19 protein-coding genes and 5 tRNA genes are annotated in these 16,111 nt (G+C 36.2%); 20 read left to right on the top strand and 4 right to left on the bottom strand.

Features of this window, described 5'->3' with window-relative positions; translation table 11 throughout:
• Positions 1–2: 2 nt before the first annotated feature.
• The 4 genes from Q0X89_RS03825 to Q0X89_RS03810 form a co-directional block, all read right to left on the bottom strand.
• On the bottom strand, positions 3–1,544 hold the full coding sequence (locus Q0X89_RS03825) for an aryl-sulfate sulfotransferase (protein WP_297691297.1): 1,542 nt from the start codon (positions 1,542–1,544) through the stop codon (positions 3–5).
• A gap of 295 nt (positions 1,545–1,839) precedes the next feature.
• On the bottom strand, positions 1,840–2,418 hold the full coding sequence (locus Q0X89_RS03820) for a YceI family protein (RefSeq protein WP_297691295.1): 579 nt from the start codon (positions 2,416–2,418) through the stop codon (positions 1,840–1,842).
• A gap of 46 nt (positions 2,419–2,464) precedes the next feature.
• Positions 2,465–3,097 (bottom strand): NAD(P)H-dependent oxidoreductase, encoded by a 633-nt coding sequence (locus tag Q0X89_RS03815; protein ID WP_297691293.1) that lies wholly within the window; start codon positions 3,095–3,097, stop codon positions 2,465–2,467.
• An 8-nt stretch (positions 3,098–3,105) separates the two neighbouring features.
• Entirely contained in the window at positions 3,106–3,552 is a 447-nt protein-coding gene (locus Q0X89_RS03810) for a MarR family winged helix-turn-helix transcriptional regulator (RefSeq protein WP_297691292.1), read from the bottom strand.
• A 135-nt stretch (positions 3,553–3,687) separates the two neighbouring features.
• Between Q0X89_RS03810 and Q0X89_RS03805 the strand changes: the two genes are divergently transcribed.
• From Q0X89_RS03805 to nusG, 20 genes are all read left to right on the top strand, one after another.
• The gene (locus Q0X89_RS03805; protein ID WP_297691290.1) at positions 3,688–4,227 is read left to right on the top strand and encodes a TlpA disulfide reductase family protein; all 540 of its coding nucleotides are present in this window, start codon (positions 3,688–3,690) and stop codon (positions 4,225–4,227) included.
• Positions 4,228–4,237: 10 nt separating this feature from the next.
• Entirely contained in the window at positions 4,238–4,858 is a 621-nt protein-coding gene (locus tag Q0X89_RS03800) for a thioredoxin family protein (RefSeq protein WP_297691288.1), read from the top strand.
• A gap of 63 nt (positions 4,859–4,921) precedes the next feature.
• Positions 4,922–5,230 (top strand): rhodanese-like domain-containing protein, encoded by a 309-nt coding sequence (locus Q0X89_RS03795; RefSeq protein WP_297691286.1) that lies wholly within the window; start codon positions 4,922–4,924, stop codon positions 5,228–5,230.
• 58 nt (positions 5,231–5,288) lie between these two features.
• Entirely contained in the window at positions 5,289–6,569 is a 1,281-nt protein-coding gene (locus tag Q0X89_RS03790; RefSeq protein ID WP_297691284.1) for a DUF2851 family protein, read from the top strand.
• A gap of 12 nt (positions 6,570–6,581) precedes the next feature.
• Complete coding sequence (locus Q0X89_RS03785) at positions 6,582–6,809, top strand: PspC domain-containing protein (RefSeq protein ID WP_019671389.1); 228 nt, start codon at positions 6,582–6,584, stop codon at positions 6,807–6,809.
• Positions 6,810–6,811: 2 nt separating this feature from the next.
• Positions 6,812–7,819: a TrkA family potassium uptake protein gene (locus Q0X89_RS03780; protein ID WP_297691281.1), complete on the top strand. Its 1,008-nt coding sequence runs from the start codon at positions 6,812–6,814 to the stop codon at positions 7,817–7,819.
• A gap of 89 nt (positions 7,820–7,908) precedes the next feature.
• Entirely contained in the window at positions 7,909–9,519 is a 1,611-nt protein-coding gene (locus Q0X89_RS03775; RefSeq protein WP_297691279.1) for a sodium:alanine symporter family protein, read from the top strand.
• An 8-nt stretch (positions 9,520–9,527) separates the two neighbouring features.
• The gene (locus Q0X89_RS03770; RefSeq protein ID WP_297691277.1) at positions 9,528–10,397 is read left to right on the top strand and encodes a helix-hairpin-helix domain-containing protein; all 870 of its coding nucleotides are present in this window, start codon (positions 9,528–9,530) and stop codon (positions 10,395–10,397) included.
• Between the two features lie 36 nt (positions 10,398–10,433).
• Positions 10,434–11,573 carry an acyl-CoA dehydrogenase family protein gene (locus tag Q0X89_RS03765; protein ID WP_297691428.1) on the top strand — a complete coding sequence of 380 codons (1,140 nt, stop codon included), beginning with the start codon at positions 10,434–10,436 and terminating at the stop codon, positions 11,571–11,573.
• Positions 11,574–11,643: 70 nt separating this feature from the next.
• The gene (rpsU, locus tag Q0X89_RS03760; protein WP_019671394.1) at positions 11,644–11,838 is read left to right on the top strand and encodes a 30S ribosomal protein S21; all 195 of its coding nucleotides are present in this window, start codon (positions 11,644–11,646) and stop codon (positions 11,836–11,838) included.
• An 88-nt stretch (positions 11,839–11,926) separates the two neighbouring features.
• Positions 11,927–12,817 carry a tyrosine-type recombinase/integrase gene (locus tag Q0X89_RS03755; RefSeq protein ID WP_297691274.1) on the top strand — a complete coding sequence of 297 codons (891 nt, stop codon included), beginning with the start codon at positions 11,927–11,929 and terminating at the stop codon, positions 12,815–12,817.
• A 42-nt stretch (positions 12,818–12,859) separates the two neighbouring features.
• Positions 12,860–13,177: a ribosome-associated translation inhibitor RaiA gene (raiA, locus tag Q0X89_RS03750; RefSeq protein ID WP_297691272.1), complete on the top strand. Its 318-nt coding sequence runs from the start codon at positions 12,860–12,862 to the stop codon at positions 13,175–13,177.
• Positions 13,178–13,263: 86 nt separating this feature from the next.
• Positions 13,264–13,337: transfer RNA gene (locus Q0X89_RS03745), tRNA-Thr, on the top strand.
• A 23-nt stretch (positions 13,338–13,360) separates the two neighbouring features.
• A tRNA-Tyr gene (locus tag Q0X89_RS03740) sits at positions 13,361–13,442 on the top strand.
• 95 nt (positions 13,443–13,537) lie between these two features.
• Positions 13,538–13,610, top strand: a tRNA-Gly gene (locus Q0X89_RS03735).
• A gap of 84 nt (positions 13,611–13,694) precedes the next feature.
• Positions 13,695–13,766, top strand: a tRNA-Thr gene (locus Q0X89_RS03730).
• Between the two features lie 60 nt (positions 13,767–13,826).
• Positions 13,827–15,014: an elongation factor Tu gene (gene tuf / locus Q0X89_RS03725; RefSeq protein WP_297691270.1), complete on the top strand. Its 1,188-nt coding sequence runs from the start codon at positions 13,827–13,829 to the stop codon at positions 15,012–15,014.
• Between the two features lie 51 nt (positions 15,015–15,065).
• Positions 15,066–15,138 (top strand) — tRNA-Trp (locus tag Q0X89_RS03720).
• A gap of 106 nt (positions 15,139–15,244) precedes the next feature.
• The gene (gene secE, locus Q0X89_RS03715) at positions 15,245–15,433 is read left to right on the top strand and encodes a preprotein translocase subunit SecE (RefSeq protein ID WP_297691268.1); all 189 of its coding nucleotides are present in this window, start codon (positions 15,245–15,247) and stop codon (positions 15,431–15,433) included.
• Between the two features lie 11 nt (positions 15,434–15,444).
• Positions 15,445–15,996 carry a transcription termination/antitermination protein NusG gene (gene nusG / locus Q0X89_RS03710; RefSeq protein WP_297691266.1) on the top strand — a complete coding sequence of 184 codons (552 nt, stop codon included), beginning with the start codon at positions 15,445–15,447 and terminating at the stop codon, positions 15,994–15,996.
• The last annotated feature ends 115 nt before the right edge of the window (positions 15,997–16,111 follow it).

Raw genomic sequence — 16,111 nt, 5'->3', positions numbered from 1 at the left:
GCTCAATACTTAAGTTCCATGCGTTCAGATCTGTATAAAATATCTGTTTGACCCCAGGAACCAGTTTTATTGCCATTCTCACTTTTCAAATCTAGTGTTGCTTCAAAAACCTCGTTCCCTGTCTCATAGTCTACTTCAACGATTTTGGCAGATAATTTTGTTCCTTTTTTTAGATAACCTGCAGTTACCAGTACATTATTTGAATTGTACAGATAATCCACATCACTAACAATGGTCGAGAAAAATTCCTCTCCTCTTTCCTTGCCATATTGCCATACTTGTTCTGCGGTTTTATCCTTTTCATTTATCTTATATTCAACCGCACGGGAATAGTGGACGTTATCTTCAAAATGCCTGAAGAATCCGTTGTCAAATACCATAACATTGCCATTGGGTAATAGCAATGGTGCATGCAATCCCCAGGGAAAGTCAAAATCCTCAGCACTATCACTACCATCCTGAACGCTCCTCCGGTACGGTTTCCCTTCAGCATCAACAGCGGTTAGTAAAAATGGTTTAGTGTCGAAACCGGCTCCATCCCGGCCAGATTTCCCCCAACCTTTATGTGGCGCCAGTATCCATTCCAGATTATCATTCCAGGAAATTTTTATTAATCCCTGGTTTTTCCCGGATACGATAATTGAATTATCACTTGGATTAAAAGCCAACCCATTCATATGTAACCAATCTCCTGGTCTAAAAAAATTAAGATCTTTTCTACTCACATCTAAATTTTTGGCCAAATCCCATACCCGCAAAATTTTGCCACTTTTACGGTCAATGGCAGTGATAAAATCACTATCAGATTTAACCTTCTTACCATCAAGGCTTATAAATTGTCCTCTAATACCAACACATGCGAGTAAATTTCCGTCCGGCAAAACAAGCACATCATGGTGCATGCCATAATTTGTATTTATTTTAGTTTCTTTTAGAGGTTTGCCCAACATATCAAATTCATAAATAGTATGCCTGCTGACCATTAATATTGTTCCGTCCTTAAGTCGGTGAAACGGGCTAACCATTTTACCCGCAAAACTCAGATCAAGATACCATCTAACCTGGCCCTGGTCATCAAAAATAATAGGACCGGAATTAAATTTGCCATTGTTTGCAAAATGAAGGTCACAACCGTGCATACCCAGTTCCATTTCATCCCTATTTAGCTTGTTGACGGTAATATCAGGAAAATGACTGGGTGTATTTTCTGTTTTGATTTCAATGGTATCTATAACTTGTCCTCCTTCGTAAGCCATTGTAACAACTACACTATTTAAAGTATTGGGGTATAAACCAACTACCGGAATCTCAAGATCAGCGGCATTAAAATTGAAAGTTTGTTCTACAGGAATCTCACCCAGAACCTTAACGGTAACGTTGCATGGTTTTTCGGTTTCAATTTCTAAAAGAGCAGTTAATGGGGATATATTGTAAGGGTTTAAAGTAGATTTTATGGAATATTCAAATTTGGAGCCGCAACTACTAAGAAGAAGTAATATAAAAATTAATGACCCTGCTAAGCGAGAAAAAGCCTTAAATACCATATTATATTTTTGTTCAAAAATAAAGTTTTAGCGCTAATTCCACCGATTTTTTTGTGTATATAAAACTTCATAAGTTGTTAAGTAGGTTTTAAGCAATAGGAGTGAATAGTGTATTATCCGTCCAGGTAGGATTTAAATAGCCATATTGTATTGTTACTGAATTGAACATTATCTGAGAAAAATCAGGCATTTAGATTAAAATAATTTTGACGAATTCACCTATTATTTTGGACGTTATCAAAAAAAAATCCTGAATATGATCATATTCAGGATTTAAAGAGGGAACTAAACGTTCTTAGAATTCCAAATCTACTACAAGATCAAATTCATCATAGATTGTTTTATCACCCAGATCATCGAAGAAACTACCGGAGCCATACTTAACATCGTATTGTGCTCTGTCTACTTTTAAAGTAGCTGTAGCCTTACTTCCATAAATAGATACGTCAAAAGTTACAGGCTTTGTTATACCTTTAATAGTGAGATCACCCTTTACTTCATAAGAATTTTTTCCACTGGCCTCTACATTTGTAAAAACTAAAGTAGAATTGGGATGATTCTCTACACCAAAAAAATCATCAGACTTAAGATGTCCTTCTAATTTACCTTTGTATTCTCCTTCAAGATCCGTTGAGATCAAAGATGTCATATCTACTTCGAATTCTCCACCTGTAAGTTTGCCTTCGTCAAACATTAATGCACCGGATTTTAGGTTTACAGTACCGGTATGAGATCCTGTTACTTTGTAAGCTTTCCAGGTAACTTTACTTTCATTAGCTTTTACTTCTTTCTTTTCCTTATCAATTGAAGTGTTTGCAACCGCTGTTGCTCCAAAAACTATGGCCAGTGCCAGACTTAATACATTCTTTTTCATCCTTCTAAATTTAATTTGTTTAATGATTGTTTTAAAAATTAACGATTTATATATATGTGAATAATAATTCCTTAGATTGTCTAACTTTTTTATTATGCTGAGTGTCATCCTCCTCGGCTCTATAACCTATTGCGGCTACAACAGAGGTATTTAATCCTTTGTCATTTAGACCTAAAAGTTCATTATAGGCTTCAGCTTCAAAACCTTCCATGGGGCAGGCATCGATCTTTAAGCTCGCCGCTGCTGTAAGCAAGTTTCCCAAGGCCAAATAGGTTTGCCTTGCTGTCCAGGCCTCTTTAATGTTATCAGGAAGATCCAATAATTTAGATTTCATAAAATCTCCATACCCTTCTAAATTATTTAATTCAATGTTCCTAGTGTCGCTTACATTAGCTAAATAATTATCGATGAGCTGAGCATCAAAACTGGTACTATTGGCAAAGACAACTAAATAAGATGAATCTGTGATTTGCGGTTGACCCCATGAGGCCGCTTTTAATTTTTCCCTCAATTCTTTATCCTTTACGATAAAAACATGATAGGGCTGAAGTCCGTATGAAGAGGGACTCAAACGAATAGCTTCTAACAAGGTATTTAAATCTGCATCAGATATTTGTTTTTCGCTATTAAATTTTTTTGTTGCATATCGCCAATTAAGGCTTTCCAGATAATTATTCATAGATGTAATTAAAATTTATTGAATAAATGATTTAACTGTTCCAATTCCCGGTCGGTAAAATTGGCTAACAATTCTTGTTCGGAATTTTTCATTTCAATGTCCATTTCAGACAATACTTTCAATCCCTCTTCAGTTATAGTGATCTCAACTTTACGCCTGTTAGTTGTACATACGATCCTATGAGCATAACCCTTTTTTATTAGTTTATCTACCAGACGGGTAGTATTACTCATTTTACTAACCATTCTCTCGTTTAGCGTAGATAGATTGGCAGGTTTACCTTGCTGACCTCTAAGTATGCGCAAAACATTAAATTGTTGTATTGATATTCCGAATGGTTTGAGCGCATGAGAAATTTGTTCAGACACTTTATTGTGTATAAGCATTAAATGGATAATTGTCCTGCTTCTTAGCGGGATCTTCTTATCAGTCTTTATTATAGCTTCTACATTCATGTATTTACAATATTTGTATATACAAATGTAAATTAATAAACAAGAACCCACAACATCTAAGCTGATAAAATTTTGTTAAATTTATTATGCCCTATTTATTGTTGCTTAATTTTATTTCAACAAGCCATAAGCCCAATGATTCGTTCCGTCCTGTTTTTATGTACTCTGGTTTTAACCGGATGCGATCTAAAAGATGGTAAGAAAACTACATCTGAGAATTCAGCATTCGTTAATGCTGAATTAGCTGCTGCGGATAGCCTGGGTATCCCTGTGTATAATTTTGATGAATTGGAACCTCTTTTGAATAGGAAAGACGATAAAACGTATATTATAAATTTTTGGGCTACCTGGTGTGCTCCCTGCATTAAAGAATTACCCTATTTTGAAAAAATCAACCAGGAAGGAAAGGCAAATAACCGGAAGGTGATTTTAGTAAGTCTCGATATGCCTTCTATGTGGAAGTCAAAATTGATACCCTTTATAAGGAATAAGGATATTAAATCAGAAGTAGTGGTATTAGATGATCCGGATCAAAACAGCTGGATTCCAAAAATCAATAAGAATTGGTCTGGTGCTATACCAGCAACACTGATCTATAATCGTAATAGAAGAAAGTTCTATGAACAAACCTTTACTTACGAATCGTTGAACAAAGAATTAAGCGAATTCAATTAAATAAGCAAACATGAAATATCTATTGGTCAATTTAGTTTTAATAACTGTTTTGTTGAGTCACAAGGGTTTACTTAGTGATATTGACAAGGGTTATGGTATTGGTGATTATGCTACTGATTTCAGTCTCCCAGATATAAATGGAAAAAGAGTCTCCTTAGCTGACTTCAAAGATGCGAAGGGGTATTTGGTGATTTTTACATGTAATACCTGTCCTTATGCAATTGCCTATGAAGACAGGATTATTGACCTGGATAAAAAATACAAGACTAAAGGGGTACCCGTAATTGCCATAAATCCGAATGACCCGGATTTGCAACCGGCAGATGATGTTCAGCACATGAAAAAAAGAGCAACAGAAAAAGGCTTCACTTTTCCCTACTTAGTTGATGAAAAACAGGAGATATTTCCGCAATATGGTGCAACCAAAACGCCCCATGTTTATTTGCTCGAAAAAACCGAACAGGGAAATGTAGTGCGCTATATTGGCACTATTGATGATAACTATTCCGATGCTTCCTCGGTTAAGACCAAATATGTCGAAAACGCTATAGATGCCATGCTAAGCGGGGAGCAAATACCATTAACCACTACCCGGGCTATTGGTTGTTCAATAAAATCGCGTAAGCGGTAAATGTTTGTAAAGATTAAAGGAGTTTGTACCTTCGCCCGAAAATAAATAAGAACGAAAAATAAAATGGCAGATTTATTACAAGAGGAATGGGTTGATAAATTGGAAAATGATAACAACTCTTTTATTTTGGATGTAAGAACCCCTGAGGAAGTAGATCAGGGACAAATTCCGGATGCAGCCAATCTGAATATTTATTTAGGGGCAGAATTTTTGGAGGAATTGAACAAATTAGATAAATCTAAAAATTATTATGTATACTGCAGATCAGGTCAGCGAAGTCGGCAGGCATGTGCTATAATGAATAGTATCGGCATTCCTAATGCCTACAACCTTATGGGGGGCATATTGGAATGGAACGGGGATATAATCTAATTGCTTTAAACATTTGATGCTGCAACCCACATTCAGTGGGTTTTTTTAGTTTAGGAGCATGCGCGAAGATCTCCTTCACTACATCTGGAAAAATGGAAAAATTCCATTATCCAATCTATATACTTCCGGACGGAAGTCACTACAAATTATATCACTTGGTATTCATAATCATGATGCAGGACCTGATTTTTTACATGCTAAATTGGAGATTGATGGACAACTTTGGGCGGGTAATGTAGAATTACATGTAAAGTCTTCTGACTGGTATGCGCATCAACATAATGCGGATGCAAATTATGACAACGTAATTTTACATGTAGTTTGGGAAGATGATATCACTGTTTACCGAAAAAACAAGGAAGAAATACCTGCACTTGAACTTATTAATTATATACCACTAACAATACTTGCCAATTATTATAAACTATTTGGATCCGCAAAAGATAAATTTATCAACTGTGAGCAGGAGGTAAGTTTAATTGACCAATTTAAATTTTCAATTTGGCTAGAACGTCTTTATTTTGAGAGACTGGAAGAGAAATCTAATGAAATAAACAGATTGCTGGCAGAAGCAAACAACGATTGGGAAAAGGTACTTTTTATACTATTATTGAAAAACTTCGGGTTAAAACTAAACAGCGAAGCTTTTTTAAGTCTTGGCAGAGCGCTTGAATTTGATATTGTCCGAAAGTTATCCCACAATATTTTTCAGTTAGAAAGTTTACTATTCGGTTTATCAGGGCTATTAGACAATGAATCGTCTAGGGATAAGTATTTAGAACAAATGCAGAGCGAATATTCTTATTTGAGGAATAAATTCAAAATTAATAAAAACAATGTTCAGAGTCCGTCGTTTTTTAGATTACGACCGGCAAACTTTCCTACTATCCGTTTATCGCAACTTGCTAATTTGTATGGCACAAGGTCACAATTATTTAGTAAACTTATAAATATAAAGGAGGTGGAACAGGTCTATAAAATCTTTAGCATATCTGCCAGTAATTATTGGAAAACACATTATGTTTTTGGCAAATTGTCGCCTAAAAAAGAAAATAAGCTTAGCAGAAGTTTTATAAACCTTTTGCTTATTAATACGATACTGCCAATGATTTTTTGTTATTCCAAATGGCAAGGCATAGATGTAAGCACAAAAATAATTTCTATAATACTCAAGTTAAAAAGTGAGGACAATAAAATTACCAGAAAATTTCATAATCTTGGAGTTACCTGTGGTAATGCCATGAATAGTCAGGCTATGCTACAACTTTATAATTCGTATTGTATTAAAAACAGATGTATGGAATGTGTTGTAGGAGATAGTTTATTAAAAGGAAAATAGTATTTTTAAAAAATGAATATTTTCTATCGCCTTTTATATTATTTTCAAAAACGAGGTTTTGAAGTTTGCAGACGGATTGCAGAGAGTCTCGGTATTAGGGCACGAGTTGTTAGAACCACTTTTATCTACCTAACCTTTGTAACTTTGGGCTTTGGTTTTGCATTATACCTGTTTTTAGCATTTTGGCTGAGAATAAAGGATTTAATCTACACCAAAAGACATTCAGTTTTTGATCTTTAGATATGATAAGACTTTTTCGCTCTAAAATTTACATTGCAGTTGCATTGATGTTAACTGTATTGCTGATTGGTAGTTTGGGATATCATTTTATCACCGGATTATCTTGGTTGAATGCAGTTTATATGACCATAATTACGGTTACCACTGTTGGATTTACTGAAGTTGGACCGATGCAAGCAGAAGGTAAAATCTTTACGATTTTTTTAATAATATCCAGTGTCTTTATATTTGCTTACGCCATTTCTGTGATTACAGAATATTTATTCAGCAAAAATCAGTTACAGCTACTAAAAATAAAAAAGGTGAGAAAAATGATCAAAGGTTTATCCAATCATGTCATTGTCTGCGGATACGGACGTAATGGGATGCAGGCAGTAGAACGACTTAAGGCATATAAAAGACCTTATGTTGTTATTGAAAACAACAAAGATGTTATTCAAAGGTATGAGGAAGATGTCTTGTTTGTTGAAGGGGATGCTAACGAGGATGAAACTTTATTGTCTGCAGGTGTAAAAGATGCTCAATATTTAATAGTAACCTTACCGGATGATGCAGCTAATTTATTTGTTGTGTTGTCTGCCCGACAACTAAATCAAAAATTATTTATCATAAGCAGGGCCTCTCAGGTAACATCCCAGAAGAAATTGAAATTAGCAGGGGCCGATAAAGTTATAATGCCAGATAAAATTGGAGGCGATCATATGGCATCCCTTGTGGTAATTCCAGATTTGATAACATTTATGGACAAATTATCTACTGAAGGAGAAAACACTACAAACCTTGAAGAAGTTGCAATTGAAGATTTTGCAGATCAAATGGAATGCAATTCCTTAAGGGACCTTGATCTAAGGAAGAAAACGGGTTGTACTATCATAGGTTATATAGAACCCAGCGGTAATTATATAATTAATCCTGAAGCCGATTTGCCTTTGGAGCCCAAAAGCAAAGTAATTGTATTAGGAAGGCCTGAGCAGATTAAAAAGCTCAATGAAATGTTTCATATAAACTAAACTCCTATAAATAATTATATTTTTTAGTGTTACTAATTTTTAGGATATTGCCGGCCATACATACCAAACAAAAACCAAAAAAATCTATTATGAAGTACAAACTTCTTTCAATTTTTACCTTATTTCTGCCATTTCTGACTTTTGCTCAGGACAAAGGGCTCGATGAAAAGGTAAATGATGCTTTTATGCCAGTAGCCGTTTGGTGGGAAGGTTTTATTCTTACCTCAATTCCCATAGCGGGGTACAATATGCCTATAGTGCTGCTTTTATTAATATTTGGAGCTACTTTTTTTACCATATATTTTAAGTTTCCAAATATTACACAATTTGGTTTGGCCATAAATACGGTACGTGGCAAGTATGACGAATTAGACCATCATAGTGTAGAGAAAGCAGAATTAAACATTGTTGACGGGGACCTTGTTGATACAATTGGAGACGAAAGCAAAGATGGTGAAGTAAGCCATTTTCAGGCTTTGGCGACTGCGGTATCGGGTACCGTAGGCCTTGGTAATATTGCCGGAGTAGCTGTGGCTATTGCACTTGGAGGACCCGGAGCTACTTTTTGGATGATTGTTTGTGGTTTAATAGGGATGTCTACCAAATTTGTTGAATGTACGCTGGGGGTAAAATATAGAGATGTAGGAGCAGATGGAACGGTTTATGGAGGACCCATGTATTATTTGTCGCGGGGCCTAAAGGAAAAAGGATTTACAGGATTAGGTAAAGGTTTAGGCGTTGCATTTGCCATACTTTGTGTGGGTGCCTCCTTTGGAGGTGGTAATGCTTTCCAGTCAAATCAGGCGGCTGTACAACTTTCAACGATGTTGAATTTGCAGGGAGGTGCTACCGGTGTAATTATAGGTATTATCCTTGCATTCCTTGTGGGTATTGTAATCATTGGGGGGATAAAAAAGATTGCCAGTGTAACTGAGAAAATTGTGCCTTTTATGGCCGGAGTTTATGTTTTGGCTTCTTTGGTTATAATTTTTGCAAATATCGAATATATCGGTGCTGCATTTGCAATGATATTTAATGGTGCTTTTACTCCAATGGCCGGTTTAGGTGGTATTGTAGGAGTCATAATTGTAGGCTTCCAAAGAGCTGCGTTTTCAAATGAGGCGGGTGCAGGTTCGGCTGCCATTGCGCATTCAGCCGTTAAAACTAAATATCCTGCAAGCGAAGGCGTCGTTGCTCTTATGGAACCATTTATTGATACCGTAGTTATCTGCACCATGACAGCTTTAGTAATTATTTTCTTTAATATGGATGCCGGTGCTTTTGAATATGGCAATGCCGTAAATAGTACTGTCTTAATTACTGAAACGGGCAATTATGTAGGAGGTGTTGATTTAACTTCAATGGCGTATGATTCTGTGATTCCTGGGTTCAGATATATCCTTACCGTTGCAATTATACTCTTTGCATTTTCAACTATGATTTCGTGGTCTTATTACGGTCTTCAATCCTGGAAATTCCTTTTTGGCAGGGGCAGATATGCAGATGTTGTTTACAAGATTCTGTTTTTATTATTTGTGATAATAGGTGCTGGAGCTACTTTAGATGCTGTAATTAAGTTCTCAGATGCTATGATCCTCGCATTGGTATTTCCTAATATGATAGGTTTGCTGTTTTTATTTCCAAAGGTAAAAGAAGAACTCAATAAATATGTAACGGATATAAAAAGTATAAAGAAATAAATATTTCATTGAAAAATTTCAAATCCCACTTTAAGTTCAATAAACAGGAACGGAGTGGGATTTTCTTTTTACTGCTAGTTATTTTCAGTTTACAGCTGATCTATATGTTGATCAAGAATGAAGTCTTTTATACCTCCGAGCGCAGTTTTGTTCTGGATACCAAAGTGCAAAAACTATTGGATTCAGTTAAGGGGCAAAGTATACCCAGAGAATCAACTAAAATGTATCCGTTAAATCCAAACTTTTTATCTAATTACAAAGGCTATGCCCTTGGCATGTCTAATGAGGAGATAGACAGATTACATCTATTCAGATCTGAAAACCGATGGGTTACCTCAGCAAAAGGATTTCAAAGGGTAACCCATGTATCAGATTCTTTACTTCAAAAAATAGCACCATTATTTAAATTCCCTGAATGGGCCAGTCCATCCAAAAAAGAAAAAAAGGCTAAGCAGAAAAAGTTCTCAGTAGCAAATGTTAAGTTTAAAGAATTGAACCAGGCTACAGCAGAAGAACTTAAGGTTATTTATGGAATAGGAGATAAATTATCTGCCCGGATTATTAAGTTCAGGAATAGACTAGGTGGCTTTATGGTAAGTGAACAACTATATGATGTATATGGTCTTGAGGAAGAAGTTGTCTTGAGAATACTGGAAGAATTTCGGGTTGGGCAGCAACCTGAAATCCAAAAAATTAATATAAATACAGCTACCGGAAGAGAGATGCAAAAACTAATTTATATCAATCAAAAACTTGCAAATCAAATAGTTACATACAGAGATAGTGTGGGGATTATCAAATCTTTTACTGAATTAACAAAAATTGAAGATTTCCCGGCAAAAAAGATTGATAGAATTAAATTATATTTGTCGCTCTAAAAAATTGCAATAATGACTACAGATACAATGCCTATAATTAGTTTTGATTATTCTGAGACTCAGCACCATGTTGCTGAGTCTGCCAGGAAGTTTGCAGAACAGTATATCAGGCCATACATCATGGAATGGGATGAGGCTCAGTTTTTTCCCGCCGATCTACTTAAAAAAGCGGGAGAATATGGTTTTATGGGCGTATTGGTACCTGATGAATTGGGTGGAGCTGGTTTGGGCTATCATGAGTATATAGCGATCATTGAAGAGATATCAAAAGTTGATCCATCAATTGGACTATCTATCGCTGCTCATAATTCACTATGTACAAATCATATTTTATCTTTTGCAAATGATGAGCAAAAACAAAAATGGATTCCGAAACTCGCTACGGGAGAGTGGATTGGTGCCTGGGGCTTAACGGAGCACAACACCGGTTCTGATGCCGGAGGTATGAGTACTACGGCTGTTAAAGATGGAGATGATTGGATTTTAAACGGGGCAAAGAATTTTATTACCCACGGTATAAGTGGAGATATTGCTGTTGTTATAGCAAGAACGGGAGAGAAAGGTGATAGTCGCGGGATGACAGCTTTTGTTATTGAAAAAGGGACATTGGGTTTTTCCAGTGGCAAGAAAGAAGATAAATTAGGTATGCGCGCCAGCGAGACTGCTGAATTGATTATGAATAATTGCAGAATTCCGGATTGCCAGAGACTAGGAGAAATTGGGGAAGGCTTTATACAATCCATGAAAATCTTAGATGGTGGTCGTATTTCAATAGGAGCCTTATCACTTGGGATTGCCAAAGGTGCATATGAAGCCTCAATAAAGTACTCCAAGGAACGCATTCAATTTGGCAAACCCATCAGCTCATTTCAGGGGATTTCATTTAAACTGGCTGACATGGCTACAGAAATTGAAGCCGCTGAACTAATGGTACATAAGGCAGCTTTCCTGAAAAATGAGGGCCGCGAAATGACAAAAATGAGCGCGATGTCCAAAATGTATGCTTCCGAGGTCTGTGTAAAAGTTGCCAATGAAGCCGTTCAAATACATGGCGGCTATGGATATACAAAGGATTTTCCTGTGGAGAAATTCTACAGGGATTCCAAGCTTTGCACAATCGGTGAAGGTACTACCGAAATACAAAAAGTAGTTATAGCAAAGAATATTTTAAAATAATTTGCAATCGTTAAATTTATTCATTCTATATTTGCACACGAAAATACTTAAAGAAAGGAGGTTGTAGCCTATGTTGATAATACCAGTAAAAGAAGGAGAAAATATAGACAGAGCTTTAAAGCGTTTTAAGCGTAAGTTCGATCGCACGGGTACCATGCGTCAGTTAAGAAAACGGCAACAGTTTACCAAGCCTTCTGTTGAAAGAAGACAGCAAATACAGAAAGCACAGTATATTCAGGGTCTTAGGGACCAGGAAGAAATATAATACTAAGCTTATAACATTATAGAATCTCGTTGTGATAACTATCTCGACGGGATTTTTTTATGAATATAACTAACGGTAACTTTGTGTTATGTCTCTAACTGCTTTTATATCTTACCTTACTCATGAAAAGAATTATTCACCCAATACGGTGAAGGCCTATGAAAAGGATATTAGAGAATTTGCGAATTTCTGTTTAGAGGAGCACGATTTAAAGCACCTAGAGAAGGCTGAGTATAATATAATAAGAGGATGGTTAGTTCAAATGGTTACCCTGGGTTTATCTAACAGATCTGTAAATCGCAAAATAGCTTCATTGAAGGCTTATTATAAGTTTTTATTGAAAACTGAAAACATAGTGGTTAATCCTTTGGCTAAACACAAGGCCCTAAAAACTCCTACAAAAATTGAAGTACCTTTTTCTGAAAAGGAAATGGAATTGCTTTTGCAGCAGGTACATTTTGAAGATGGATTTGAAGGAAGCAGGGACAGATTGATCATAGAATTACTTTACACCACAGGAATAAGGCGGGCAGAACTAATCAATCTAAGATTAAAGGATATTGAACTGTCACAAAAAACAATAAAGGTATTGGGGAAAAGAAACAAGGAACGAATTATTCCACTTCTTGATTCTACAATAAATTTGTTTAAGAAATATTTGGATGAAAGAATGAAGTTAGAGTCCATTAAGGAGAGGGACTATGTATTTCTTTCAAAATCAGGGATTAAAATTTATGAAACACTTGTATATAGAATTATTAATGGGTATTTTAGTAAGGTCTCTTCCAAAGTTAAAAAGAGTCCGCATATACTCAGGCATACCTTTGCCACCCACCTTCTGAATAAAGGGGCAGATTTAAACTCGGTGAAGGAATTGTTAGGTCATGCCAGTTTGGCATCTACACAGGTTTACACACATAATAGTATAGCCGAATTGAAGAAAGTACATGCGTCTGCTCATCCAAGGAGCAAGAAATAGTATAACGTTCTTTTCTATTGTTTAACTTAAAACATCTTACTTATGAAGGTGAATACGCAAGCTGTGAATTTTAATGCTGACCCCAAGCTTCTAAATTTTGTTCAATCTCGTTTAGACAAGCTCGAACTTTTTTATGATAAGATTGTCAGCTCAGATGTGTATTTAAAGGTTGAAAATACCAGTGCAAAGGAAAATAAAATTGTTGATATTAAACTGCATGTTCCAAAGGATAAGTTTGTGGTAAAAAAGCAATGCAAATCTTTCGAAGAAGCAATTGATTCGGCGTGTAGTTCTTTGGAAAGAAAATTGGTTAAAAAGAAGAAAAAACCGAGGTTTCAGACCTCTTTAAAATTTTTATAAAATAGTTTTGTTTAAAAAAATAATTATCTACATTTGCAGTCCGTTAGAAATAGCGGACTTTTTTATGCTTTAAACGGCTTTAAAACGCCGATGTAGCTCAGCTGGCTAGAGCAGCTGATTTGTAATCAGCAGGTCGTGGGTTCGAGTCCCTCCATCGGCTCGTAAGTTCATAAAAATCAAGGAGGGGAGATACTCAAGCGGCCAACGAGGACAGACTGTAAATCTGTTGGTTTTACCTTCGCAGGTTCGAATCCTGCTCTCCCCACAAATGGTAATTGAGAGCAGTTTGATGAAAATGCTTTTGGAATACCATGTCCGGAAAAAATAAGAATCCGGTGATGAAATTTTGAAAATAAAATTGCGGGAGTAGCTCAGTTGGTAGAGCGTCAGCCTTCCAAGCTGAATGTCGCCGGTTCGAACCCGGTCTCCCGCTCAAAGAAATTGAGTTAACGTTTGCTATTATGATCAAGGTTAATTTTAACCTTATAGTCAAAATACAAAACCTAGAGACCCATAAGCCGACGTAGCTCAGGGGTAGAGCGTTTCCTTGGTAAGGAAGAGGTCACGGGTTCAATTCCCGTCGTTGGCTCAAATAGATTAGGCATTAATTATTGTACACTAATATAAACTAAGATTAAATTCACTTAAAATGGCAAAGGAAACTTTTGATCGTTCCAAACCGCACTTAAATATTGGTACTATTGGACACGTAGATCACGGTAAAACTACATTAACTGCAGCTATTACAACTGTTTTGGCAAACGCAGGATTATCTGAAGTGAGAAGTTTCGATTCTATCGATAACGCTCCTGAAGAGAAGGAAAGAGGTATTACAATTAATACATCTCATGTTGAGTATTCAACAGCGAATCGTCATTACGCACACGTAGATTGTCCTGGTCACGCGGATTATGTAAAGAACATGGTTACAGGTGCCGCACAAATGGACGGAGCTATCTTAGTGGTTGCTGCTACAGATGGTCCAATGCCTCAAACAAGAGAGCATATCCTTTTAGGTCGTCAGGTAGGTATTCCTAGAATCGTTGTTTTCTTGAATAAAGTGGACATGGTTGACGATGATGAGCTATTAGAACTTGTTGAAATGGAAGTTAGAGAACTTCTTTCTTTCTATGAGTATGATGGTGATAATGGTCCTGTTATCTCAGGTTCTGCTTTAGGAGCTTTAAATGGTGAGCAAAAGTGGGTAGATACAGTTATGGAACTAATGACTGCTGTTGACGAATGGATTGAGTTGCCTAAAAGAGATGTTGAGAAAGATTTCTTAATGCCTGTTGAAGATGTATTTACCATTACAGGTCGTGGTACTGTTGCAACTGGCCGAATAGAAACTGGAATTGCCAATACTGGTGATCCTGTTGACATCATAGGTATGGGTGCAGAAAAATTATCCTCTACAATAACCGGGGTTGAGATGTTCCGTAAAATTTTGGATAGAGGAGAAGCAGGTGATAACGTTGGTATTTTATTAAGGGGTATTGAAAAATCTCAAATTAGCAGAGGTATGGTTATTTGTAAGCCTGGTTCTGTTAAGCCACATGCTAAATTTGAGGCTGAGGTTTATATCCTTAAAAAAGAAGAAGGTGGTCGTCATACTCCATTCCACAACAACTATCGTCCACAGTTCTATGTTAGAACAACGGACGTTACTGGAACCATAAACCTTCCGAGTGGAGTTGAAATGGTGATGCCTGGTGATAACTTAACTATTACAGTAGACCTTATCCAGCCTATCGCATTAAACGAAGGGCTTAGATTTGCCATCCGTGAAGGAGGCAGAACAGTAGGTGCTGGTCAGGTAACTAAGATATTAGATTAATCACTATATAATTTTTGCACTAAGGGGGGATACCTTTCAGTGTAAATATAAACGGGTGTAGCTCAGTTGGTAGAGCACTGGTCTCCAAAACCAGGTGTCGGGAGTTCGAGCCTCTCCTCCCGTGCTAAGAAAAAACAGGCGTTTAGAGAGAATTACTAAAAGTAATGATCTTGTTTTGTTGCTGAGTAGAAGAGTTTTATAATAGCCTTTAAAGGAATAAAAAAATTGGTATGTTAACTTATATAAAGGAGTCAATAGAAGAATTAAGACATAATGTTACATTGCCATCTAGAGCAGAGTCATCTAATCTTATGGTCATTGTTGCTGTGTTTTCAATATTGTTTGCTTTAGCCACCTGGGGTGTTGATACCGTATTTAGCAAACTAATACAACTTTACTTTAACGCCTTAATAAATTAAGTTTGAGACCTATGTCTGAAGTATTAGAAAAGAAATGGTATGTAGTAAGAGCAGTCAGTGGTCAGGAGAATAAGATCAAAGGCTATATAGAAAGCGAAGTAGAACGCCATGGATTTGGGGATTATCTGGAAGAAGTTTTAGTGCCAACAGAGAAAGTGGTTCAGATAAGAAACGGGAAAAAGATAAATAAAGAGAGAGTCTATTTTCCGGGATATATTATGATCAAAGCTAATTTGGGTGGAGAAATGATTCATATAATTCGCTCAATAACTAATGTAATTGGCTTTTTAGGTGAGACAAAAGGCGGAGATCCTGTTCCATTGAGAAAGGCCGAAGTAAACCGAATGTTAGGAAAGGTAGACGAATTGGCTATTAATACAGACAGTGTAGCTATACCGTTTATTCTGGGAGAAACTGTTAAGGTGATAGATGGACCATTCAATGGATTTAATGGTACGGTTGAAAAGATTAATGAGGAGAAGAGAAAACTTGAAGTAATGGTGAAAATTTTCGGAAGAAAAACACCATTGGAATTGAGTTACATGCAAGTAGAAAAAGTATAGATAATTGTTACGTATATATAAAAGTTGTGTTGCTTCCAAATTATAACACACTTTAAATTTAATTTAAAACAATGGCAAAAGAAGTAAGTAAAGTAGTTAAACTACAAGTTAGGGG

Origin of the sequence: uncultured Eudoraea sp., from assembly GCF_947258525.1 — a bacterium.
Taxonomy (GTDB): domain Bacteria; phylum Bacteroidota; class Bacteroidia; order Flavobacteriales; family Flavobacteriaceae; genus Eudoraea.
Note: the sequence above shows the minus strand (reverse complement) of the source record. Positions and strands in the feature narration are given on the sequence as shown.